The 24,421-nt window shown below is 46.0% G+C and carries 22 protein-coding genes and 1 riboswitch; of the genes, 5 read left to right on the forward strand and 17 right to left on the reverse strand.

The genetic code is table 11. The features are described 5' to 3' along the window. Positions 1-3: 3 nt before the first annotated feature. From L2D08_RS01285 to mmuM, 4 genes are all read left to right on the forward strand, one after another. Positions 4-1,233, forward strand: coding sequence for a PucR family transcriptional regulator (locus L2D08_RS01285; RefSeq protein ID WP_242231897.1), 1,230 nt, complete (start codon positions 4-6; stop codon positions 1,231-1,233). A 31-nt stretch (positions 1,234-1,264) separates the two neighbouring features. Beyond that, on the forward strand, positions 1,265-1,732 hold the full coding sequence (locus L2D08_RS01290; protein ID WP_242231898.1) for a low molecular weight protein-tyrosine-phosphatase: 468 nt from the start codon (positions 1,265-1,267) through the stop codon (positions 1,730-1,732). A 196-nt stretch (positions 1,733-1,928) separates the two neighbouring features. Beyond that, positions 1,929-2,765 (forward strand): basic amino acid ABC transporter substrate-binding protein, encoded by an 837-nt coding sequence (locus tag L2D08_RS01295; protein WP_242231899.1) that lies wholly within the window; start codon positions 1,929-1,931, stop codon positions 2,763-2,765. Next, a complete protein-coding gene (gene mmuM / locus L2D08_RS01300; protein ID WP_242231900.1) occupies positions 2,762-3,700 on the forward strand; it encodes a homocysteine S-methyltransferase in 939 nt (312 codons plus the stop codon). The genes L2D08_RS01295 and mmuM overlap by 4 nt, the downstream gene beginning before the upstream one ends. Before the next feature lie 43 nt (positions 3,701-3,743). On the opposite strand, the gene L2D08_RS01305 is transcribed toward mmuM, so the two are convergent. The 3 genes from L2D08_RS01305 to L2D08_RS01315 form a co-directional block, all read right to left on the reverse strand. Continuing rightward, the gene (locus L2D08_RS01305; RefSeq protein ID WP_242231901.1) at positions 3,744-4,922 is read right to left on the reverse strand and encodes an S-layer homology domain-containing protein; all 1,179 of its coding nucleotides are present in this window, start codon (positions 4,920-4,922) and stop codon (positions 3,744-3,746) included. A 190-nt stretch (positions 4,923-5,112) separates the two neighbouring features. Further along, positions 5,113-5,730, reverse strand: a complete 618-nt coding sequence (locus L2D08_RS01310; protein WP_242231902.1) for a histidine phosphatase family protein — start codon at positions 5,728-5,730, stop codon at positions 5,113-5,115. 86 nt (positions 5,731-5,816) lie between these two features. Continuing rightward, positions 5,817-6,854 (reverse strand): PTS sugar transporter subunit IIC, encoded by a 1,038-nt coding sequence (locus L2D08_RS01315; protein WP_242231903.1) that lies wholly within the window; start codon positions 6,852-6,854, stop codon positions 5,817-5,819. Between the two features lie 156 nt (positions 6,855-7,010). Between L2D08_RS01315 and L2D08_RS01320 the strand changes: the two genes are divergently transcribed. Then, the gene (locus L2D08_RS01320) at positions 7,011-7,685 is read left to right on the forward strand and encodes a hypothetical protein (RefSeq protein ID WP_242231904.1); all 675 of its coding nucleotides are present in this window, start codon (positions 7,011-7,013) and stop codon (positions 7,683-7,685) included. A gap of 34 nt (positions 7,686-7,719) precedes the next feature. Here the strand turns inward: L2D08_RS01320 and L2D08_RS01325 are convergent, their stop codons facing one another. From L2D08_RS01325 to L2D08_RS01390, 14 genes are all read right to left on the reverse strand, one after another. Then, entirely contained in the window at positions 7,720-13,620 is a 5,901-nt protein-coding gene (locus L2D08_RS01325; protein ID WP_242231905.1) for an OmpL47-type beta-barrel domain-containing protein, read from the reverse strand. Between the two features lie 82 nt (positions 13,621-13,702). Continuing rightward, a riboswitch (cyclic di-GMP riboswitch) is annotated at positions 13,703-13,797 on the reverse strand. 257 nt (positions 13,798-14,054) lie between these two features. Next, entirely contained in the window at positions 14,055-14,294 is a 240-nt protein-coding gene (locus L2D08_RS01330) for a hypothetical protein (RefSeq protein WP_242231906.1), read from the reverse strand. 105 nt (positions 14,295-14,399) lie between these two features. Continuing rightward, complete coding sequence (locus L2D08_RS01335; RefSeq protein ID WP_242231907.1) at positions 14,400-15,527, reverse strand: flagellin N-terminal helical domain-containing protein; 1,128 nt, start codon at positions 15,525-15,527, stop codon at positions 14,400-14,402. A gap of 368 nt (positions 15,528-15,895) precedes the next feature. Continuing rightward, positions 15,896-16,123, reverse strand: a complete 228-nt coding sequence (gene csrA / locus L2D08_RS01340; RefSeq protein WP_242231908.1) for a carbon storage regulator CsrA — start codon at positions 16,121-16,123, stop codon at positions 15,896-15,898. A 3-nt stretch (positions 16,124-16,126) separates the two neighbouring features. Next, entirely contained in the window at positions 16,127-16,561 is a 435-nt protein-coding gene (fliW, locus tag L2D08_RS01345; protein WP_242231909.1) for a flagellar assembly protein FliW, read from the reverse strand. 15 nt (positions 16,562-16,576) lie between these two features. Continuing rightward, positions 16,577-17,137 carry a DUF6470 family protein gene (locus tag L2D08_RS01350; protein ID WP_242231910.1) on the reverse strand — a complete coding sequence of 187 codons (561 nt, stop codon included), beginning with the start codon at positions 17,135-17,137 and terminating at the stop codon, positions 16,577-16,579. Between the two features lie 17 nt (positions 17,138-17,154). Continuing rightward, positions 17,155-18,033 carry a flagellar hook-associated protein FlgL gene (flgL, locus tag L2D08_RS01355; RefSeq protein WP_242231911.1) on the reverse strand — a complete coding sequence of 293 codons (879 nt, stop codon included), beginning with the start codon at positions 18,031-18,033 and terminating at the stop codon, positions 17,155-17,157. A gap of 16 nt (positions 18,034-18,049) precedes the next feature. After that, positions 18,050-19,705 carry a flagellar hook-associated protein FlgK gene (flgK, locus tag L2D08_RS01360; RefSeq protein ID WP_242231912.1) on the reverse strand — a complete coding sequence of 552 codons (1,656 nt, stop codon included), beginning with the start codon at positions 19,703-19,705 and terminating at the stop codon, positions 18,050-18,052. An 11-nt stretch (positions 19,706-19,716) separates the two neighbouring features. Continuing rightward, a complete protein-coding gene (locus L2D08_RS01365; RefSeq protein ID WP_242231913.1) occupies positions 19,717-20,154 on the reverse strand; it encodes a flagellar protein FlgN in 438 nt (145 codons plus the stop codon). A 13-nt stretch (positions 20,155-20,167) separates the two neighbouring features. Next, positions 20,168-20,605, reverse strand: a complete 438-nt coding sequence (locus L2D08_RS01370) for a YaaR family protein (protein WP_242231914.1) — start codon at positions 20,603-20,605, stop codon at positions 20,168-20,170. Positions 20,606-20,624: 19 nt separating this feature from the next. Further along, positions 20,625-21,437, reverse strand: coding sequence for a flagellin N-terminal helical domain-containing protein (locus tag L2D08_RS01375; protein ID WP_242231915.1), 813 nt, complete (start codon positions 21,435-21,437; stop codon positions 20,625-20,627). A 3-nt stretch (positions 21,438-21,440) separates the two neighbouring features. Further along, positions 21,441-21,878, reverse strand: a complete 438-nt coding sequence (locus L2D08_RS01380) for a flagellar export chaperone FliS (protein WP_242231916.1) — start codon at positions 21,876-21,878, stop codon at positions 21,441-21,443. Between the two features lie 43 nt (positions 21,879-21,921). Next, positions 21,922-22,206, reverse strand: a complete 285-nt coding sequence (locus L2D08_RS01385; protein ID WP_242231917.1) for an EscU/YscU/HrcU family type III secretion system export apparatus switch protein — start codon at positions 22,204-22,206, stop codon at positions 21,922-21,924. Continuing rightward, positions 22,203-24,383: an RAD23 family protein gene (locus tag L2D08_RS01390; RefSeq protein WP_242231918.1), complete on the reverse strand. Its 2,181-nt coding sequence runs from the start codon at positions 24,381-24,383 to the stop codon at positions 22,203-22,205. Before L2D08_RS01390 ends, L2D08_RS01385 begins: the two co-directional genes overlap by 4 nt. Positions 24,384-24,421: the final 38 nt, after the last annotated feature.

Below are 24,421 nucleotides of genomic sequence, written 5' to 3' on the forward strand. Positions count from 1 at the left end.
GTCATGGATTTAACCCAGCCGCTTGAAAAAATTCTCTCATTAACCGATTTAAACGAAATGACCGATGTGATCAGAGGTGTGCTGAAAAAACCGGTCGTGATTGAAGACGATCGATTTTCTCTTTTAGCGTACAGCTCCTATTACATTGAGCAGTTTGACCGGGCTAATCAGCAGACGATTTTTTCAAAAAGCTGGACGACTTCTATTTTGAAGACGTTTATGGATGAAGGCATTGTCGATCAGCTGAAGTCGATGCGGGAACCTTTTCGCGTAAAGGAAATGCAGGAAATCGGGCTGAATCAGCGCGTTGTGGTCAGCGCCCGTTTTAAAGAGCACATCCTCGGCTACATTTGGGTGCAGGAAACAGAACCTTCTTTGACGGAGGAGGAGCTCGCCTTTCTGCACGATGTGTCCTTTCATATCGGCAAGGTCCTTCACAAGAAAAATCAGCTGGCACGGCGGCGTGATGAACGAAAAAATGATTTTTTCCGCAAGCTTATTCATCAGTCTTACCAGACCGACAGCGAAATGAAATGGGAAGCGGCGCAATTAAATATTGCGCTGCCTTCTTCGTTTATTGTCACGGTTTTTTTGCTTGATTCGATCGAAGAAGAAACGATCGATGACCTGTACGAAACGATCGCTCTTTTTGCCAATACGCTGGACCAGCCGGCTCATGTGTTCACCGATCACCTGCAGGTCACCGTGCTGCTCGGCGGACCATCGGAAGAACTGCCAGCCAGTGCCCGTGTGCTCGTACGGACGGTGAGAAGCCAATTTCAGGAGCATGGGCTTTATTCCGGCATTGGCAATGCGTACTCTTCCATGGCGATGCTCAGAAAAAGCTATCTTGAAGCGCTTGAAGTATGCCGGACGGCTGCTTTTCTGCATGACAGCAGCGAGATGGAACCTGAATACAGCCGCCTCGGCATTCTTCGTTATTTAGAGACGATCGCACAATATCACTTGAGCACGCATTATGTGAATGAAGATTTACTCAAGCTCCGTCAAAAAGACGCCGACGCCCACTCTGACCTGGTTCGGACGGTTGAAGTGTTCCTGCTCAATAACTGCCGGATCAAGCCGACAGCAGAGGAGCTTTTTATTCATACAAACACACTTAAATACCGGCTGAGGCAAATTGACGAGCTGACATCCATTAACTTCGATGACTTTCATACACGCTGCCAGCTGTATATCGATTTGCAGCTGATGAAGCGGGATCTCCGTTAATGCTATAATGAAGAAAAAAGGAGTGAACGCTGTGATTCGCGTTTTATTTGTTTGTCTCGGCAACATTTGCCGGTCACCGATGGCCGAAGCGATGTTCCGCGACCTTGTTCAAAAAGAAGGATTGAACGAACGTATTGAAGTGGATTCTGCTGCAACAAGCTCGTGGCATATCGGGTCTCCTCCTCATAAAGGGACACTGGCCAAGCTGAAGGAATATAACATCTCTTCAGAAGGCCTTAGCGGCCGCCAGCTTGATGCAGCTGATTTTGAGAAATTCGACTATATCGTTGGCATGGACGAAAGCAACATCACCAACATTCGTGACATGCTGGGCCAGCCGGATCACCCGAAAATCATCCGCTTTCTAGATTTAACGGAGCATCAAAAAGACGTACCCGACCCGTACTACACAGGCGACTTTCAAGAAACGTATGACCTTGTGCTGGACGGCTGTGCAGCGCTGCTCGAAAAAATCCGCGCCGATCACGCGCTTACGTAAGAATCAAAAGACTGCCCCCTCGGCAGTCTTTTTTTATTGTTATGAAAAAGTGACGTTGTTTTGGAAATCGATACTCTTCTCTTCTTACAGTATTTCTTTTCTATCAAAAATCCAAAATTTTCTTTGTTAAATTCATAGTATTCAGGTATGATTAACGAGAATAATACATATAAAAAGAGATTGGGAGGAACAAGCAGTGAGAAAATGGACATCAAAAGGATTATTAGGTGCAGGGCTGGCAGCCGTTCTTGCCTTTACATCTGCATGCAGCCAGGAAGAAGAAAGCGGCGGTGGAAGCGGGACTGAAAAGAAAACATTGGTGGTCGGCACAGACGCCGCCTACGCTCCCTTTACATACATGGATAAAGGAGAAATCGTCGGCTTTGATATTGATGTCGTAGACGCTGTGATGGAAGAAGCCGGTTACGAATACGAAATTAAAAACATGGGCTGGGATGGCCTTTTTGAAAGCACGCGCCAGAAACAGCTTGACCTTGCCGTCTGCGCGATTACAATCAGCGATGACCGGAAAGAAACATTCGATTTCTCCTCTCCTTACTATCAATCTACTCATATGATTATGACCAAAGAAGAAACGAAAGTGGACAGCGCCAATGATTTGAAAAACATGACGGTCGGTGTCCTGAACGCATCAACAGGCCAGATTGCCGCCGAGAAAGTGATGGGCCAAAACAGCCCGAACTTAAAAAAATATGAAAGCGACGCTGTTTCCATTATGTCAATGAAAAACGGCGCGGTGCAGGCCTCTGTAGCCGATAATACAGTTGTCACAGAATATATGAAAAACAATCCGAACGAGAAGTACAATACATTGACAGACCCGGAAACATTCGGTTCCGAGTTTTACGGTTTCATGTTCCCGAAAGGAAGCGAAGTCGCGGATGACCTCGATGCAGCCTTGAAGATAATTATCGAAAACGGCACGTATGCTGAAATCTATGAAAAATGGATTGGCACAAAGCCGGACACAGACGTTTTACAAAAAGCAGCCCAGCAGGCAGCAGCATCATGAATCCGATTCAATCCATCTTAAGAGAGTTCCCGGTGATCGTGCTGGACGGTGCGATGGCAACAGAGCTTGAGCGCCATGGCTGCCAGTTAAACGACAGCCTTTGGTCGGCCCGCGTATTAATGGAAACGCCGGAACTCATTAAACAGGTGCACCTTGACTATTTTCAGGCTGGAGCAGACTGCGCGATTACCGCAAGCTATCAGGCGACCATTGATGGGTTTGCCCGGCATGGTCTTACTGCCGAAGAAACGATTAGTGTCATTCAGGCTTCAGTGCGCATTGCTGTCCAGACACGGGATGAATTCTGGCAGTCGCTTGATGACAAAACGAGCCGGCCGAAGCCGCTCGTTGCAGCTTCTGTCGGTCCTTACGGGGCGTTTCTTGCAGACGGCTCCGAATACCGGGGTGACTATAAGCTGACAGAGGAAGAGCTGATCGAGTTCCACCGTCCGCGCATTCAAGCACTGATCGAAGCAGGTGCAGATCTGCTTGCCTGTGAAACGATTCCGAATCTCACGGAAGCAAAAGCACTGGCACGCCTTCTGCAGGAAGAATTCCCGGAGACGTATGCTTGGATCAGCTTCAGCGCCAAAGACGGGCAGCATATTAGCAGCGGGGAACGAATCGCGGACTGTGCCCGGGAACTCGAGCCTGTTTCCCAAATTGCAGCGATTGGTGTAAACTGCACCGCTCCGGAATTCATGCCCGAACTTATTAGAGAAATGAAACGAGCATCATCCAAGCCCGTTATGGTGTATCCAAACCTTGGCGAAGTGTATGACGCTGAAACGAAAACATGGTCCGGCGCACCGGACATGGAAGCATACAGCCAGCATACACGCCACTGGCACGAATGCGGCGCCCAGCTCATCGGCGGATGCTGCCGCACGAAGCCTTCTGATATCGAAACGATTGCCCACTGGGTGAGAGCTTAATAAAAAAGCGTTCAGGAACTTGTATCCTGAACGCTTTTTTCCATTAACGGATTAATGAGTATGGCATCGTAAACTGACGAATGCTGTCTGAATATGGACCATATTCATATGGATTAAAGAACATCACGAAGCCGCCTGGTTTCATGTAAAACTGATACTGATGCTCGTCTAAACTGTACAGTCCGTCCCAGAATGTAAGCTGCCCTCTGCTCTGCATCGCATACGCCTGTGTGTTTATCCGGTCGATCACGTTATCTTCGTAATAATACTGAGTAGCTAAATCATCCAGTGAGATAAACGAGTCGCTTTTTACATCATAGTTATCCGCAAAAAGCTGCTCGTATCCGTGTGCACCGCCTGTATACTCGAAGCTTTCAAACAACACACTGATATAATTCAAATCAGCCCGCGGCACCGTGTAGTCCACAACAAATTCATAGTATTCACCCAGATAATCATCTTCTTGAGCCAGCTCCATAATCTCATTCCGCTCTGCTACAAGATCGGCTCCTGCTTCGCGGAAGTAGCTGTTCAAGTAAGAAAAATTATGCTGGTTCGTTGTATCTGCAAATTGAGGGTAATAAATATCCGCTGCTGCCCGTTTCGGATAATTCACCACTTTTAAACGGAAGTTCGCATTCATCGCACGGGCCACGAATACCGCAAACTGGGCACGTGTGACTTTGGCGGATGGGTTAAACGTTGTGGATGTATAGCCGGATGTAATGCCGCTTGCCAGAAGCGGCGTTATGTATGTATTACCGGAATAAGACGCGTTCATGTCTTCCCACTGCACCGGTACGGATCCCTTAATGCCAAAAGCCAGCTGTGTAATTTTAGCCATCTCTACCCGCTTTAGCTGATTATCCGGCTGAAACGATGCTCCTTTTGAAAACCAGCCTGCGTTTACCGCTGCGGCAATTTCTTTATAAAAAGGATGAGACGTTGGGACGTCCGAAAATTTTGGATTCGGAACGTTTGTGAGCGAAAGCTTTTTTGCCCGCACCAAAATCGCAGCCGCCTGCGCTTTTGTAACAGAAGCGTCTTTATTGTACTTTCCATTCGAGCCGCCTTTAATAATGCCGCGGTCACTCAAATAGGAAATTTCTTTTGCAGCCCAGTGTGTTGACGGTACATCCGTAAAAGTCGCCGCGTTTGCCTGTGCTGCTGACAATCCAATCAATAGCGCTGCTAAAATCGTCATAAATGAGTACTTTTTCACTTGAACCCCTCTTTCCTGTTTTATGGCCGCCAGCCAGCAAAAGCTGGACCGGCGGCTCTTTCCGTTCGTTCTGCCCCCCGGCAACGGACATCCAAATTATACTATAATTCCCTTTTCAGTGATATAGTAATAGTTAAAAAGTTTTATCGAACTAGAACAAAAAGGATATCTTCCAGGAAGATATCCTTTTTTACCCTTCAAATGTATCCCGGACCTCTTTTAAATGTGGTATCTCATTGACCGATACCACCGACAGCTTTTTACCGTTCCAGGCAATTCTTGTGATGGACGTATTATCGATTTTGCCTTGCCCGGTGCCGGCCTGCCCGTCTGTCAGCTTATGAACGAAAGCATTGATGGCGCCGCCATGTGTAACGACAAGAGCAGGCGCTCCATTTGTTTCTTTCGAAATCATAGTGAGTACCTTTACCATCCGCTCCTGCATATCTTCTATCGATTCCATGCCATGTGTCATCGGAATGCCGAAATTATCCGCATAGTTTGGCACTTGCGTTAGGATATCAGTGAGCAGCTGTCCCTGAAGCTCTCCGTAAAATCGCTCCCTGAGCAGCCGGCTTGCGGTAATCGATTCTACCGGCATCCAGGCTGTTGCGAGCTTCGCGGTTTGAAAGGCGCGGTTCAAATCACTTGAAAACACATAGTCAAAAGAAATACCTTCCCGTTCAAAATAACCGCCGAGCGCGGCTGCCTGTTTTCTTCCTTCTTCACTCAGCCCAATATCCATCTGCCCCTGCAGACGTCCGAGCGCATTCCATTCTGATTCTCCGTGGCGTACAAGATGAATCATACGCAGCCCCCCTTTTTTCCAAAAGCATACCATTGTGCTCCTTTGCCTACAATAAAAAAGCAGCCAATCATTTGGCCGCTTCCTTCTTAATCAAATTGCAGTTTATAATCATCTGCTTTGATCATTTTTAATTTTCTTGCAAACACATAAATCAAGCCGAGGTTCAATACGACCGGCAGCACCAGGAACAAGCTGAGCATGACCGATACATTTTTTGCCGACCAGCCACCCTCCGCCAGGTGAATGTAGTTCAGCGGACCAACCAGGCCGGACAATCCAAATCCGGCGCTGTACGGTGTCCCCTGCACATTCAGCATGCCCGCCAGCGCGCCTAAGATAGCTGCCGTAATCAGCATTGGCAGCCCGATTTTCGGCTTCATAAAAAAGTTACGCATTTGAATTTTCGGTGAACCCAGCACATGTGCCAGTGCCGTTCCTAATGAATTCGCCCGGTAGCTGGCAATCGCAAATCCGACCCCTGCCGCTACAACGCCAAGGTTTGCTGCACCTGATCCAACCCCCGACAGCATAATGACTGTTGCAACACCAACCGTTGAAATAGGAGATAAAATAATGACACAAAAAATAACCGCAATAATCGCTCCCATTAACACTGGCTGCCATGTCGTTACATTATCCACTGCCACACCCACTACGCCCGCTGACGACTTCACATACGGAAGAGTCATTACACCAATCATACCCGGCACCAAAATACAAAGCGTCGGCATCAATAAAATCGAATACTCCTTTAACCGCCCACCAATCCACTGTACAAACAGAACCGCTAAAGCTGCCGTTAAGCCAGTGTTGATGACAACACCAATGCCATTCAAGGCAAACAATCCTTCGGCCGTCTGCTGCACCGATCCGCCGCCAACCATCGCCGCAATGCCGACACTCGCCGTTTGAATCGGTGTTAATTTAAACGTCATCCCAACCATCACGCCAATTAAAATTGGCAATAAGCTCATCACTACAACCGTCATATCCAAAACCGCCTGCAGCGCTGGAGCATGCGGAATGATCAGCTTTAAAATTTCCCCAAGCAGCGCATTTGGAATCAATGCCACCACAATCCCCATACTCATGCCTGTTAACAGCTTACTGAAAAAATCTTTCATTCTGCCAGTCTCCTTACTCTTGATGTTGTTAAAATTGTATACAATATTCTGATATAAAGCAACGAAAATTTTTAATGCTTTACCGCACATAAGCGTTAAAGCGAGATAGTTTGAATTTGGAGGGAAAGGTAAAACATAAAAGAAAAAGGAGATTATATGGATACCCTTTTATTCAGCTGTTTTGCCGCTGCGTATCTTATTCTTTTCTCTCTCGCCCTGCGTCTATTTAGGAAAAGGTGCATCGTAAGCGCAACCCTTCTACTGCCTGTTATCGCCGGGCTTGTTTATGATAATGGAATCATTGCTGCCGGGCGCTTCATTGGTGAAGGTACTGTATTAGAAGTCCTGAATGCTGCCCGATTCTGGCTACATGCTCTGTTTACTCCACTGCTCGTTTTGTATACGTGGATGTCTTTAAAGCAAGCAGGTGTTTCCTGGGCACAGACGGTCTGGTTTCGCTGGGCGGCAATCGCTTTAACTGCAGCCCTTGTGCTGCTTGAATTCCTCACAGAAGTACATGGCCTTTCGCTCCAGCCGAGGTGGGAATATGGAACTTTAAGCTATACAAACGCCGAACCATCGAATGGTCCGCCGCTTATGGTCTTAGTCGTTTCCGTTGTGCTGCTGGCTGCTTCTATTGTGGTATGGCGAAAGCAAGGATGGGTATGGTTCTTCATTGGTTCGCTTGTAATGATTGTGGGGAGTGCTGTGCAGCTGCCTGTGGCAAGCGGAGCTGTGACAAACTTGTTCGAGCTGGTGCTCATTGTGTCACTTTTGGCAACAGCCCGGTTTCAAGGAAACGATCAAAGGACCGAGCCGCAGACTAAATAAAAAGGTCCTGGCTGAGCCAGGACCTCACATATACTTATTTAATTTCGACGTTTTTGCTTCCGACAACAAGGTAACCATTCAGCATGCCGCGGAATTCTGCTTTAGCAGTTCCAGGCTTCCAAGAAAATTCTTCCCTGTTAAACTTGAATTGTCCTTTTTTCGCCTGCTGCTCCAGTCCGTTCGTTCCGTTATTAGCTGAAACGCCGTTTAATTGGGCGCTGCTAAGATCGAACCCGGCTGGATTAAATTCTTGCGGCACTGTCACCTGTACAGTGATCACCCCAGTATTTTGCTTGATCACACCTGGGTTTACATCAATAGAAGCTGGAATGTATACAACAAAGGTTTTCTCAACTGCTGTTGTCCAGCCCGCTTCGTCTGTAACCGTCACAGACGCTGTGTAAGTACCCGGCTGGCCTAGTGTAACGTCATCGCCATTTTCATATGTTTGGCCATTAAAAGTTAACGTTTCAACTGCGACGCCAGATGCTGTATCCTCTGCTTTATAAGTCAAATCCAACGAAGCGCCAAGTGCGTATTCTTCTAATAGATTCATAGATACCACTGGAGCCGTTTTATCGATTTTCACTTCGATTGTTTTGGCTTCCTCCGCATTTCCAGCTTGGTCTACCGTATAGAAAGAAACAGCAGTGATGCCTTCTTTGCTGATCGTGAAGCTTGTGCCTTCCTTGTACACTGATCCATCGATTGAGTAATACGTTTTCGCCGTACCGCTTGCATGGTCTGTTGCCGTTAAATGAATCACAGCATCGTCTTTCAGCCATTGGTCTGTGGCATCAGACTGTGTAACAGGTGCCGTTTGATCGACTTTTACTTCAACCGTTTGGGCGGCTTCTTTATTACCCGCTTTGTCCACAGAATAGAAAGAAACTTTGTTCAGTCCTTCTTTCTCCACAGTGAAAGATGTGCCTTCTGTGTAGTCAGCGCCATTGATCGAGTAGAAGGTTTGCGCTACGCCGCTCGCTTCATCAGATGCTGCCAGTTTCACTGTTACATTTTCCTTGCTCCAGTCTGCCGGCGCCTCCGCTTTTGTAATAGGAGCTGTTTGATCAACCTTCACTTCAATCGTTTTTGCTTCTTCTTTGTTTCCTGCTTTATCGACAGAGAAGTAAGAGATGCTGTGTACGCCTTCTTTTTCAACTGTAACCGTTGTACCTTCTGTATAATCAGAGCTATTAATAGAATAGAACGTTCGTGCAATGCCACTTGCTTCATCAGCGGCTGCCAGTTTTACAGTCGCATTTTCTTTGCTCCATTCGGCTGGCGCTTCCGCTTTTGTCACAGGAGACGTTTGGTCAATCTTCACTTCAATCGTTTGAGCGGTTTCCTTGTTGCCCACTTTATCAACCGAGTAGAAAGAAACGTTGTGCACGCCTTCTTCTTCAATTGTGAAAGAAGTACCCGCTTTGTATTCGCTGCCGTCTACTGAATAGTATGTGCCAGCGACGCCTGTTTCATTGTCTGTTACAGACAACGTAACAGAAGCTTTTTGATTCGTCCAGCCCGCTGGCGCTTCCGCTTTCGTAACCGGCGCTTCCGTATCGACAATCAATTTCGCCAGTACAACGTTTGAGCGGTCAGATTCGCCAAACGAGTTGCTATAAGAAGTAACAAAGTATTCATGATTCGCATATGACAGATTAGAAACAGTGTAAGATAGGTTATTTACTTTTTCCGCTACCAATACTGCTTTCCCGTCAATAAGCTCGTAAATATTGTAGCCATTCGCATACGTTACAAAATCCCAAACGATACGTGCGCTTGTCTCACTTGTTAACGTCAGAGTCGCTTCCGGAGCTTGCATATCTGGATACACAATTTTCTCCCTAATCTGCTCAGAAGGCGCCGATTCACCGAAGCGTGTGCTGTAGGCTGTTACTTCAAAAGAATGCGTATCTTCTGTCAGGTTATAGACTTTTTGTGTAAGTGAGTTGCCTTTATAGACTAGCTTTCTCTCACCATTTGTAATTTGATACACGCGATATTCATTTGCCCACTGAACAGATTTCCAGTTTAACGTAATGTTATTTACATTAAAAATGGTTCCTGTCAGAGGCGGCGGTGCTACGGTCGGCCAGGTTAAATTGAAATTGATTTTAGCCCCTTCAGGAGATTCACCAAACCGGGTGCTCACAGAATGGATCACATATGTGTAATCCCCTTCCGGCATATTCGTAAATGTTACAGACGTACCCGCCAATGCTTTCTTTAAGACTAATTCACCATCAATAAGCTGGTAAACTTTATAGCTGTTCCCGTAAGTCACAGCATTCCACTTAAGCGTAATATCATTTCCGTTTGTAATCGTATAGGTTCCATTACCCGGTGCCTGCATAACTGGATGAGTCAGTTCAAAAGAAACTGTACTGCCTTTTGCCGATTCACCAAACCGCGAGCTGACCGAATGAATTTCATACTGATAATTTCCTTCCGGTGCATTCGTATACACAGCAGTGGTACCAGTTACGGTACTTTTTAGTACTCGTTCGCCGTCAATCACCTGGTACACTTTGTAAGAATTCGCGTAGGCAGACGTATTCCATTTTAATGTAATATCGTTGCCATTTGTAACAGTATAAACAGTATTTTCTGGTGCCGCCATTTCCGGGAACACAAGATCCAGACTTACTTTGCTTCCTTCTGGTGACTCCCCGAACCGGGTACTATAGGCATGAACTACATAGGTGTGCTCACCTTCTGGAACATTGACTAGTGCTGCAGTTAAAGATGAAACCGTACTTTTTAGCACTTTTTGATCGTTAACCACTTCATAAACTTTATAACTGTTCGCATAACTTACAGCTTCCCAATTCAAAACAATATCGTTACCATTTTGAACTTTATGGGTCAAGTTTGACGGAGCATCTAAATTATATTCATTCATTGTAACGGAGAGAATACTTCCTTCTGCTGACTCTCCAAAGCGGCTGCTGACTGTGTGAACCACATATGTGTGTTCACCGGCTGGTACATTTACCAGGTTTGCAGTTAATGCAGATACTGTACTTTTCAAGACTTTCTGGCCATCCACTATCTCATACACTTTGTAGCTGTTCGCATACTCTGCTGCACTCCAGCTTAATACTACATCGTTTCCATTTTGTACTTTAAAAGAAAGATCCTTTGGCGGCTGTATGTCAGGATAAACAACTTTAAAAGTGACCTGGCTTCCTTCTGGAGACTCCCCAAAGCGGTCACTGTATGCATACACTTCATAAGTGTAATCACCTGCAGGCATTTTTGCATAAATTATACTCGTACCAGTTACTGTACTTTTCAGCACTTTTTCTCCATTAATCACTTGATACACTTTATAGCTTGTCGCATTCAGAACGGAATTCCATTTTAGTGTAATATCACTTGTATTTGCCGCACTGTATGTGAAATTCTCAGGTGCCTGCAAATTATACTCATTCATCGTAAATGTGACACTGCTACTCTTTGCCGATTCACCAAAACGCGTGCTCACAGAGTCCACTACGTACGTATGTTCACCGGCTGGTACATTTTTGAGCATGAAAGTTAAAGCTGTTCCTACGTATTTCGCTACTTTTTCACCGTCAATTATTTCGTAAACTTTATAGCTGTTCGCGTATTCTGCCGCACTCCAGCTCAATACCACATCATTGCCATTTTGGATTTTATACGTGAAATTGCCCGGCGCTTCTATAACTGGATGGCTGAGCGTGAAAGAAATTTCCGCTCCTTCAGCTGACTCTCCAAAAAGAGTAGAAACAGAGTGAATCACATATTTATACTCGCCCTCTGGCATATTTGTATACGTATAAGCCGGACCCGCCACCGTATTTTTCAGTACTTTCACTCCATCAATGACTTGATAGATTTTGTAGCTGGATGCGTATTCTGCTGCTGTCCAGCTAAGTTTAATATCGTTACCATTTACAACTGTATAAGCTGCATTTGTCGGGGCTTTCATCGTTTGACCAGCCAGCGTAAATGTTACTTGTGTTCCTTCTGCCGACTCACCAAATCGCGGTGAATAGGAATGGACAACATATGTGTACTCTCCTGATGGCATATTTGTGTACGTAACATTTGTGGTTGTTGCTGTACTCTTTAATGTTTTTTTGCCATCGACAACTTGATATACTTTATAACTTGCCGCATAGTCTGCCGCATCCCATGATAATGCAAAAGAGGTATCTGATTTGATCGTTTCCTTGACATTAGCCGGTGCTTTTAATTCTGGATGAACTAGGTTGAGAGACAAACTGCTTCCTTCCGCTGACTCGCCAAACCGGCTGGAATAGGAATGAACTTCATATTTGTACTCGCCCTCTGGCTGATTCGTGTATGTTACTGTTGTCGTAGTTACAGTACTTTTTAATGTTTTCTGTCCTGAAGCGTTAATTTGATAGATTTTATAACTTGCGGCATACGGGACGCTTTCCCAATTTAAAATAATATCATTTCCATTTTGTACACTAGATGTAAAGTTTGCGGGTGCTGCCATCATCACTTGTTCTAACGTAAAAGCGGCCTTTCCGCCTTCTGCTGATTCGCCAAAACGGTCGCTGTACGAATAAATTTCATATATATAGTCACCGGCCGGCATATTTGTGTAAGTTACAGCCGTGCCAGTTACTGTACTTTTCAACACTCTTTGGCCATTAACAATTTGATATACTTTATAGCTTGTCGCGTTAGCTGCAGCATTCCAGCTTAGCACAATGTCGTTGCCATTTTGAATTTTATGCATCACATTTGCCGGTGCTTCCATGGCCACACCTTCAACTGTTAAAGAAACACGGCTGCCTTCTGCCGATTCGCCAAAGCGGTCACTGAATGAATATACTTCATATGTGTAATCACCGGCCGGCAATTTTGTGTACGTTGTACTCGTGCCAGTTACCGTACTCTTCAGCACTTTTTCACCATCAACCACTTGGTACACTTTATAGCTGTTGGCGTACGGAACACTTCCCCAAGTTAAAGTAAGATCATTCGTATTTTGAAGCTTGTAAGTAAAGCTGCCCGGTGCTGCCATTGTGATAGAACCGACTGTAACAGAAAGCTTGCTTCCCTCTGCTGACTCCCCAAATCTGTCACTGTTAGAACGAATTTCGTACTCATAAGTACCGGCCGCAACGTTCGATAGTGTGACAGCTGTGGCTGTGACCGTATTTTTTAAGACTGGCTGTCCATCAACAATTTGGTAAAGCTTATAGCTTGTCGCATACGGAGCAGCCGCCCATTTAAGCGTAACGTCATTTCCATTCGCCACGGTGTAAGCAAAATTAGCTGGCGCTGCTAAAACCGGGTACACCACATCTACTTTTAACGAATTGGAAAGAGCCGACTCTCCATATAATGAATGCACTGTAGAAACCGCATAAGAATGGGTTCCTTCTGTTGCTCTGTTTACCGTAAATGTACGTGCTGTACCCGAATATAATAATGTTTTCTCGCCCGTTGCAGAAAGCTCATACAGGTTATATTTTTCTGCGTAAGAAGACACACCCCAACTGATCACAAGGTCATTGCCGTTTTTGACTGTATGTGTCAAAGTTTCAGGCGCAGCCATTTTTGGATACACAACGTCCACTGTCACCGGTGCAGAGGGACCTGACTCTCCTTCCGCACTTAATGTCGAAACAACATAACGGTACGAGCCTTCTGCCATATTATTTAAACTGTAGCTGGCAGCCGTTGTTTTTCCCAGAAGGAGGATCTGCCCTTCTTTAATTTCATAAACATTATAGCCTGTGGCTCCGTAAACTGTACTCCATGTCAACTTAACATCATCCGGCGTAACCATCTGCGCCGTCAGATTACTTGGAGGCAAAATACTGCTGTTTGCTTCTGCTTGAGCATTGAACGCAGGAGATAACAACTGAAGCACAAGCAAAAGAACAGACAGAACAGACAACTTCTGACTCACCGATTTATTCATACAAAAGCCTCACCTTTCTTAAAAAAACCAAATAAAAAATGAACCTTAACAAGGCTCATTGGTCTATAAGACTATGATCCCTTGCGGCAACCGGCTGCCATTCATAATGAATAGTCATTATGATACAGGCCCTTGGCTTTGCGTCCCATCGTTTCCCATGGTTTGCCTTTTTCACTTGGTTTTTTGTGATATAAGTCTATTATAATCATCGCGTCATTAAATTATATAGGTATAAATAACTAATAAATACCCTGAAGGGTTATCTACTAACCCAGTAAAATTCGAGGTGTTAAAAATAATACTGAGACTCTTATTCCAGCGAGGGAATAAGGGCTTTAATATTGATTCAGAATTATAATATATATTGATCTTTTTGTTCTTTTCACTCTTTATCGCATTACATTTTGGCAGAGTGGTAGACTGACATCGATTTCCTAATGAACGTCAGAGTGCAACTTTTTTTCTAGGGAATGGATTTTACTTTTTAAGTCGTTTAATTGACCGTTCAGCTTGCCAGCTTCTGACGGGGTTAGCTCACGTTTGAGAGCATATTCAGCTATCTCTTTCATTTCAAGAAGCTTTGACTCTATCTCTTCTAAGATGAGATCCTGTTCCTGACACCATTCGATCTGTTCTTCAAGAAACTTTTTATAGTCTTGATGATTTTTAGCCATCTAGTTTCTCCCTGTCAAACAGCTTTTTACTGCTTCATATAAAAAAGACTCTGGAAAAATCCAGAGTCTCTTGCTTTTCAGCTAATCTAAGCCGCGGGGTGAAGATTAACGAAGAAGTTGAAGCACGCCTTGTGGCTGTTGGTTAGCTTGAGAAAGCATTGCCTGAGCAGCTTGAGAAAGAATAGAATTTTTCGTTTGAGCCATCATTTCTTTCGCCATGTCAACGTCCCTTACACGAGACTCAGCAGCTGTTAGGTTTTCTCCAGCAGTACCCAAGTTATTAATTGTATGTTCTAATCGGTTTTGAACTGACCCAAGATTTGCTCGTTCAGTTGAAACTGATTTAATAGCACTATCTAAAGCAGTAATTGCTAACTGTGCTTTATCTTTAGTTAAAATATCATCGTCGTTAACCCCAAGAGCAGTAGCATCCATGTTGTTGATAGACAAATCAATCGTTTGGTTTGCATTTGCGCCAATTTGAAATTTAGATGCTGCAGATGAGATTGTAATCGTGTCATCAGCCGCGCCCCCAAAACTTCCTGTAGCTAATGAACTATTAGCTGTAAATGAGAAACCAAGTTTATCAAAATTAATTGTGCTTGAATCTGTACCTGTTGGGATTGCTACATCATCTAATACTTGAGTTGTAGAATTTCCAGCTGCATCAGTAAAAACTGCAGTTAACTTCACACCAGAGTTCGTACCTGTTCCAGAAGTTAAAGCAACAGTACCAACACCTGCACCACCAATATTATAATCTGTAACCCCTTTACCAGCGACGATATTTGCGCCTTCAGTAGAAGAAGCACCAAATCCGCCTTTTAACAACGTTTTTGTGTTAAATTCTGTTTGGTCAGCAATTCGAGTAACTTCTTTTTTTAATTGTTGGAACTCTTTGTCAAGAGCACCACGGTCATCAGCAGTGTTTGTTTCATTTGATGATTGAACAGATAGTTCACGCATACGTTGAAGGATACTGTGAGTTTCATTTAGAGCACCCTCAGCAGTTTGGATTAATGAGATGCCATCTTGCGCATTTCTAGACGCCTGATCTAATCCTTTAACTTGAGCACGCATTTTTTCAGAGATGGCTAGACCCGCTGCGTCATCTCCAGCACGGTTGATACGAAGACCAGAAGATAATTTCTCCATGTTTTTAGCTTGGGCATTTGAAGCACTACCCAACTGACGATGTGTGTTAAGTGCTGCAATATTGTGATTGATAATCATTTTATTTTCCTCCTTGAGTGTGGCTGTTCACGTCCGTGTGAACAGATTTCCTTTTGTTCAGCAATCCGTTCCAGGTCGGCCGCCCTGTTCCTTTTTGCTTACACTACTATTATCGTCCTATTGAGGAAATGTTTAATAGATATTCAATTGTTTTTTATTATTTTTCCGGCAAATTTATGAAGTATTTATTTACTTGTTTCTCTAACATTTGACAAGATGGAGAGAAAATAAAAAGGAAAGACGATTGGTAATAGAAAGCAAAAGTATTCATGAGAATGGCATAGGGGTTGCTGCTCTTTTACTTGACAGGTGGCTGGGCATGATTGCTGCACTCAAGGGAAAACTACTCAATTAAAAACTCCCATCCATTATTTCATTGGAGGGAGTTTAAAAAGGCCGGATAAATCCGTTACGCCGGCAGAGGCGGATTTGTTTTCGCTGCCGATCTGGACGTAAATTTCTTTTCGATGGATGTCGATGTGTTTCGGCGCGTTAATGCCGAGCTTTACCTGGTCACCTGAGACGGCAACAACAGTAAGCTCAATATCATCACCAATCATCAGAGATTCACCCGGTTTTCGTGTAAGGACGAGCATCCGTTACGCCTCCCTTGCTTGAGACAGGTTGTGGCGTGTTTCGTATGGGGTCCCGATTAAAATCACCTGGCGCCCCTTATGCTTCTTTTTATTAATGACAAGCGGCGCCTGCAGGTTGACGGTTGTTTCTTCGAATGGGTCGCGCACCGTCAGGATGTTCAGCAGCTTGACGTCTTCTTCTTTTTCAATGGCAAGAGCATCAATAGTCGCGTCGTCAATTTTCACGTTGTAGTCAATAAAAAAGGAAAATGGATCCGTTACAACGAAGCTTAAATCCGGTGTAGAAACCGATTGAAGCGTGTAAAAGACATTATTGTCGGGAAAACCCAGCAGAACGAATTCTTTTTCGCTTTCAAAGCCGGGGATGCCGTTTGAAAAAGAAATAATATCTTCTTGCGAAATTTCTGTTTCACCATGGTATTTCGTTTGGATTTTCATGTTGATCATCCTTTGTTAAATGGTTTTATCGACTGCTTTAAAGTCAATAGACGACTTTTGTTTTAGTTGAATATTCACCCCGCCAGGCTGATAGGTGACGGTTGTTTTATTGGCGTGCGAGTTGTTGACAATGGGCTGCACATTAACATCTGCCTTTACAGTGCCGGGCTGGTAATGAAATTTCACACTTCCGGGTGATGGAATCCAGGCAATGCCTGTTTGATAGTTTCGTGTTGTATTACGCATTGCCTGGCTGACAATCGGGTTGCCGTCTTTTTCAATGGCTGCAAGCTCGCGTCCTTCCGCCGCCCGCCGTGCAATTCCTTCTGCCGCCTTTTGGCGCCCCTCTGCCGCTTCTTCGCGGGTGCGTCTAAAAATGTTCTTCCGATCCATGTCTGCCCATGCTTCTGTCTGGTCAATCGAAAGCCGGCCTGGCGTAATGGACAGCTTCACTTCCGGACGCGGCTGGCTCAGTTCAACCGTCGCCTGTGCCTGCTGAATCGTTTGCCGGCCCGGTGTGGACGAAATTTGAATTTGGGCACGGGTCTGGTTGATTTGTATCGTTGGCATGTTCATTTAAACGCCCTCCTTATTTAGCGGAGAAAATCCATTAATGACGGCTGAATGATCCGGGCGCCGACAGAAAGAGCAGCGCGGTGAACCGTTTCCTGTGCCGTCAGCTCTGTCACTACTTTTTCAAAATCAACGTCTTCATTATCGGACAAAATACGTGATGCCACAACTTCCTGTTCGGAGAGGCGGGACTGCATGAGTTCGATCCGGTTAAATCGGGCGCCAATTTCGGCACGTGCTGTTGTGTTTTCGGTAATACGAGAGTCAATGTTTGTTAAAAAGGCGCTTAACTGTTCCCCAGTGGTAGCCGGATCAGCCATCGCCTTAGAAATAGCGTCCATATCATCAAACAAGGCTTGAGAAAAAGCACTGCCAGCATCAACATTGACTTGGATATAAACCCCTTCAGAAAGCTCTATTTTCACTTTCCCCTTATTTGTGGCTGCCACTGTTCCCTCTTCATCAACCGGCTGCTCCAGTGTGTTGGTCCCATTAAACAAATATTTTTCACCAAACTTTGTATTGGCCAGCTCAATTAAATGCTCTTTCAGCTGGTCAACTTCCGCTTTTGCTGACTGGCGCTGCTCCGCATCATACGTATCGTTTGACGTTTGCACGAGCAGCTCACGGACACGGTCCATAGCAAGTTTTGCTTTGTCAAGTGTCTCATCCGAATTTTCCACCCAGTTGTACGCTTCACTGAAATTGCGCTGGAATTGTTCGACCTCCTGTAGGCTTCGGCGGTAATTCATGCCTTTCATGGCCACTACCGGGTCATCAGACGGACGGCTGATTTTTTTTTGTGTGGCCACTTGCGTATTTAATGTGTCAAGCCGATTCATACTGGATGTTAAATTTTTCATCATGTTGCCTGTCAGCATGGATTGCGTTACACGCATGTTCCTTCACTCCTTTTTAACGGCCGCCTGTGCCCATTCCGTTGATCACTTTATCCAGCATTTCATCCACGATTGTAATCATTCGGGCCGCGCCATTATACGCTTGCTGGAATTTAATTAAATTCGTCATTTCTTCGTCAAGAGAAACAGAGGACACGGAAGCGCGGTTTGTTTCAACCGACTCTCTTAAAACAGAAACATTCGACTCCATTCGCTGCGCCTGCTGTGAATCTACGCCGAGACGGCCGATGACCGACTCATAAAAAGTATTCAGCGATCCGCTTTTAATCGGAAGGGCTGGCAGTGAGTAGGAGACTGTTGAACCATCGGCTTTTGTGCCGAGTAATGTCACCGGCGAGGCATTCAGCAGCATCGATCCGACATTGGCCAGATTCAATGCATTTTGGCCATCTCCCGCATCTCCATTCATCGAAACAGCAAGGTCTTTCATTGTAAACGATGAATTCAGTTGAATGATACTTGCGGCTCCTGCATAGTTCGTTTCTGACATTGAATCGTCGAGATCAAATACTTCATTAACAGGTGATGTTGCTGTATCCAAATCTGTCCCCTGCTCATGAATCCCATTAAACATTTTAGCGAGAGAATATGCCAGTTTATCAAGGCTGTCTAAACGGGTGGAATAAATCCCTTTGACTGCTTCATTTGGATCTGCGCCGTTTTCTTTATAGCCAAAAGCTTCAATAAGGCCGCGCAATTCACCTTGTGGAAATACAACCGCTCCTGCGTCCGCAATATCTAGCGTGATTCTTTGTCCAGTTTCCCCATCGCGGTTAAACTCAACCAGGTCGATGTCGCTTACGTACTCTGTTGATAAATCGGTTGTAACCGCTCCTGTTTGCGTAAAGCTGAGCTGCTTAAATGTATCTTTTGTCAGCAGCGGCTCTCCTTCTGTTCCATCCGCATTTATCAGTTTCACTTCATAAATGCCTTCCGCGATTTTAGAGGCATTTCCTCCGCTTGGCACCGTGCTTATTTTAATATTCATATATTGTGAAAGCTCGTCAACAAGGGCGTCACGGCGATCATATAAATCATTCGGCAAATAGCCGTTTGGTTCAATCTTAGCAATCTCCCGATTTACATCAAATAACTGCTGGATTACAGAATTAGCCGCCTGCGCTGTTACCGATAATTGATTTCCGAAATCTTTCTTCACCGAGTTCAATGAATCCGAGAGATAATTGAATGTGTCGGTTACAGCTTGTATCCGTTCCAGGACGACGCCGCGCGCTCCTTCGTTTTCAGGCGTAGTGGATAAATCCTGCAATGACTGCCACATTTCACTCATTACGGCCGCAAGTCCTTCATCGGTCGGTTCGTTTAAAACATCTTCTACTTTAATCAGTGCATCTGAGCGCGCACTCCAATAGCCCAGCTTATTGTTTTCTGTGCGATATTGGACGTCTAAAAATCCATCCCGAACACGCTCAACCGAGCCGGTCTCTACTCCCGTTCCCATTTGGCCGGGAATTTCCGGGCGGTTCAATCCGACTCCCGGGTAAGGAGTGGTGGTCTGGAAATTAACACGCTGGCGCGAGTAGCCCGGTGTATTGGCATTGGAAATGTTATGACCGGTTGTATAAAGAGCGCTTTGCTGTGTAAACATACCGCGCTTCGCTGTTTCAAGTCCCATAAAGGTTGATGGCATGTTTTTCCCTCCTATGCTTTCGAATCGAATACCGGCCTGGAAGACGGTTCGTTTTGGTCACCATCCGGCGCGTAATTCCCCGCATCCGGCGGGGCAAGCAAGTCTAGCTGCAAATGAACGAATTGAAGCGACTGATCCAGCAGTGCGGCATTTAAATCATTGGCTTCTTTTAATTCCAGCAATACACCGAGCAGCTCATCACGAAGATATGCGGCCTGCTCCTGTTCTTCCTTTAAAAGGTTTGGAATCTCTTCTGTAACCGTTCCTTCTGACTGGGAAGCACGCTGTTTTTCAAGAATCGATACCGCACTGACATGCTTTTGCTCATCGCGGATAATTCGGTTCAATTCGTCCATTTTATTTTCTTTAATGGCGTCTTTTTTGGCGCGAGCCAAACTAAGCAGGCTTTTATGAAGCGCCAGCTGTTTTTCGAGCGTTTTAATAAGCATGACGCTCCACTCCTTATGTGTAAATATTAATTAATAAGCCTTGAATTTCGCCGACTTTGCTTAAGATATCAAGCTGTGATTTCTCTTTATTAATGACGTCATTGGCAAGCTGGGTCAAACGACTGTCTACTTCTTTCACTATTTTATATACCTTCGTCCGGCCGCGGCGGTTAAAGCCGCGCTGATCTTCTAGCTGCAGCCCGCTGTTCACGGCTTCTTCCATAAATTCTTTGACCATTTTTTTATACTTTCGCAGGTCATCAATCGACCGGTGCTCGGCCAATTTTTCGCCCTGCGTTTCGATATCTTTCATCATGCCGTTCATTTTCTCAAGTGCGGCATTTTGGCGCTTGTTTGCGATCACATCCGTAAACGTGACGGATGCTTTCGCCGTTTCTTCTTTCCGTTCGATCCGGGACGCGGAAACTTTATTTACGCGCTGTACTTCCATCGTGATTCACCCCGTTTAATTATTGAAGAAGCTGCAGAACACCCTGCGGAAGCTGATTCGCCTGTGCGAGCATAGCCTGTCCCGCTTGGTTTAAGATGTTGTTTCGCGTAAAGTTCGTCATTTCTTTCGCCATATCCAAATCACGAATGCGGGATTCTGAAGCTGTTAAGTTTTCATTTGCTGTCTGAAGGTTTGTAATGGTGTGCTCTAAACGATTCTGAACGGCACCGAGTTGGCTGCGCTGTTTAGAAACAGTTGCTATAGCTGTATCAAATGTAGAAATGGCTGTTTGCGCCCCTGAAGGGGTTGCTAAGTTAAGACCGGCAATCCCAAGCGCACCTGGAGCCATATTTCCAATCGAAAGACCTAGCATTTGTCCATTATTAGCTCCAATTTGGAAATCAACATTCACAAAGCTGCCATCCAGAAGCTTTTTCTTGTTGAATTCTGTTGTATCTGCGATTCGCTGAATTTCTGTTGTCAGTGCATTAATTTCTTCTTGAATGGCGTCTCTATCCGCTGTTTCAAGTGTTCCGTTTGACGCCTGTACCGACAACTCACGCATCCGCTGCAAAATGTCATGCGTCGAGGCAAGCGCACCTTCAGCTGTTTGAATCAGGGAAATCGCATCGAGTGAATTGCGCTCTGCCATATCAAGACCGCGGATTTGCGAGCGCATTTTTTCCGAAATGGCAAGTCCTGCTGCATCATCCGCCGCCCGATTAATACGAAGGCCTGATGACAATTTTTCTAGACTTTTAGCGGTTGTATTGGCCGTGTTGTTTAAATTGCGATAAGCATTCAATGCTTGAATGTTATGGTTAATTCTCATTGATCAATTCCCCGTTTCAAATGTATTGGCCGGTCTGGCTTCAACAAAGATATTTTGTTCGTATGCATTTGTTTTGCGTGCAGCCGGCTTGGCCGTTGCTGTTTTCGACGCTTCGTTCCACGCCTCCGCAATCGTTTCGAAAAGCTGGCGCGCCTGCTGGAGCCTTTCGGCGTCTTTGTACATATTCGCTTGAATAACGGTGTCGGCAATAAAGTTATACACATGATCGAGCTGGTCGGCGATAATGCCGGCTTCATAGTTCAAGCCGGCGCCGAGCCGCTCCGTAATATCGTTAATTTTCTGCATCGCCTTGTTGGCTTCTGCATATTGTTTTTCTTCTAAAAAAGCGATCGCCTGGTCAAATTGCGTCAGTCCTGCTTCATATAAAAGGGCTGTAATTTGCTGCGGCGTTTTCTGGTAAATCATTTCTTTTGTGATCATTTTTGTCACCTCATGTGAGTGTATCGGCAACATTTGCCGAATTTTAATACGCAGATTCCATTTCTTCGATTAAAATGAGCATTTCGGCAATGACCGAATACAATTGAGGCGGGATGGAATCACCCAGGTCAATATCGATCAGCTCTGACAGGAGTGACGAGTCCTGCTCCATCGGAATGCCATGCTGGCTGGCGAGTTCCAAAATTTTTGAAGCGAGCGCGCCTTTTCCCTGCGCGACGACTGTTGGCGCATTTCCCTCTTCATAGCGGATCACCGCGGCAGATGGGCCATTTACTTTCCGGCGCTTTATTTGGTTGTAATAACTCATATCGTTAAATCAAACCCTTTCGTGGAAGCAGCAGCGGCGGACTGCTTCGCGGCTGTCCCGCCCTTTTCTTCTTGAGTAAACGGACCGAACTGAACCGCTCCAACCCGGTAGCCGATATCGGAAAGCCGGTTTTTGAGCACGGCGGCGAGCGGCGCCATTTTTTGCTCAAAGCCTTCCTGGTCGTTTTGTACTTTTAAAGAAAGGTTTCGGTCGGCAGCTGTGATCGTCATGCCGACCGGTCCCAGTTTTTTTGTTTCAAACAAGAAGTGAAGCGAGCAGTTTTCCCAGTCCACCTGCTGGCCGCCATTTTTTGAGCGGATAAAAACATTCACATTATCCGCCTGGCCGCCCAGTAAAAACGGCAGAGACATCATTATCGACTGCAGACCGGTTTCTGGTTTGCTTAACAGCTGCTGGCCGGTTAAGTTTGAAGCGGCCTGATCGCCGGACTGGCTGCCCATCGTGGCAAGCAGTGCCTGCTTCACGGCATTCGGCACTTCCGCTTTTCCTTTTAACAGAGCGGCGGACTGCTCATGCTCATAGTTCAAGCCAGCGGCGCGGACCAGTTCAAAAGCGCTGCGGGGGCCCGGCGTATCGTAAAGACCGGCCATCGCGCCGGCCAAGTGGCGCTGCGGCGTATCGGCCAGCTCCTGTGTCGCCATATGGACAACCCGGGCATCGGACGGTTTAAAGGTTATTTTATCGATCAGCACCTTTACCTCTGATACAATCCGAGCTGCGGCCTGCGTATCACCTTTAGCCAACAGCTTGCGTGCATCTGCGAGCTGCTGGGATGCCTGCATCAGCTCTTTTTCTGTTTTCATATCGGTAAACAGCATAAAGCTGCCCTTTAAAATGGCGTTATCCAATGTTTTAATGGCCGTTTCCACGACCGGCTTCGCCTGCTGCGGTGTTTTAACGAGCAGCTCGGCGGTTTGCAGATTGCGCACAATATCCCGCTTGAATTGTTTAAAATCAATCGCCGACTGGGACATTTTTTCGGTAATCGTCGTCATCACAACGGTTTTGGAAGCGGGAGGCACGTGAGCAAATAAATCATCCGGCAGGCTGGCCCTCTCACTTGCAACAGAAGGCGGGATGAGCGGTTCAACGGCTTTCATTAATTCACCGCGTGCGGCGAGCTCTTTTCCTGATGCAGCCAGTGTCTCTGCCCGCTCGACGGTGTCCCCCAACTCCGGCAGGGTATCTCTTACAAAGGCAGCGACCCGCTCAAAAGATGGTTCTTTTTGGATCATAGCGGCTACTCTTTGCGGCAGAGACGGCTCCGTTTTATCTGTTTGTGGCAAGACAATGCCTGACGGCTGCAAGGTTCCCGCTACTCGCTCCTTTGCCAGGTCAGCCATCTGCAGGGCTTGTGCGACGGGTTTCAAAACAGCGGTACGGTTTCCAGTAAAAGAGGTGCGCAGTGCCTGGACAATTTCCTCCAGGGAACCATTTTGGTCGAGCTTTTGGGCGAGCGCTTGAAGGAGGGTATCGGCAGGCTGCTGCTTTAACAGTGCGTTTAGTGCTTCTCCAAGCTTTTGCTTAGCCGTGTTTTGAATCGTTTCTGCCTGAATAGCGCCTGCCCGCTCGATCAGCTGGGCGGCCGGGAGATTCTGCCCTGCCGCCAGGTTTTTTAATGCCTGTACCAATTGGGCAGGCGAGCTTGTCTGCTTCATTAATACTTCAATTTGCTTCACAACCTGCTCGGGAAGCGGCGAAGATTTTATGGCAGTAATGGCTTCTTGCGTCCGTCCAAGCTGCAGTGCTTTATCGATTGCCGCGCGGATGTTTTCCGGAAATTCGATGCCCGACTGCGCCAGCCACTCGGCTGCCTGTCTGCCAAACGGTGTACCCGTCAGTGCAGCATGAACCGCTTTGAGCGATGACTCAGACGGCACGATACCCTTGTCCGCTAGAGCCTTGACTGTCGCAAGCTTGTCCGCTTCCGTTCCCGGTGCTGTTTCCATAAATGTTTGAACAGCCTGTGCGGCTTCTTTTGTAAGGGTAACTCCTTTTTGGGTAAATACCGCAAGTTCCTCCGCAGGCTGCTTGTCCGTACTCGGCGCGGATGCGGCGGGGGCTGTGTTTGACGCTGGCGCAGCTTTCGTTTCCCCTTGAACGGCTGCGGGCGCTGTTTGACTTGGTGAGGGTGCCAGTTGTGGCTGAATCTTCATCAGTCGGTCTCCTTTCCTTGGTCTATACATAAAGAAAG

The sequence above is a fragment of the Domibacillus sp. PGB-M46 genome (assembly GCF_022668875.1).
GTDB lineage: Bacteria > Bacillota > Bacilli > Bacillales > Domibacillaceae > Domibacillus.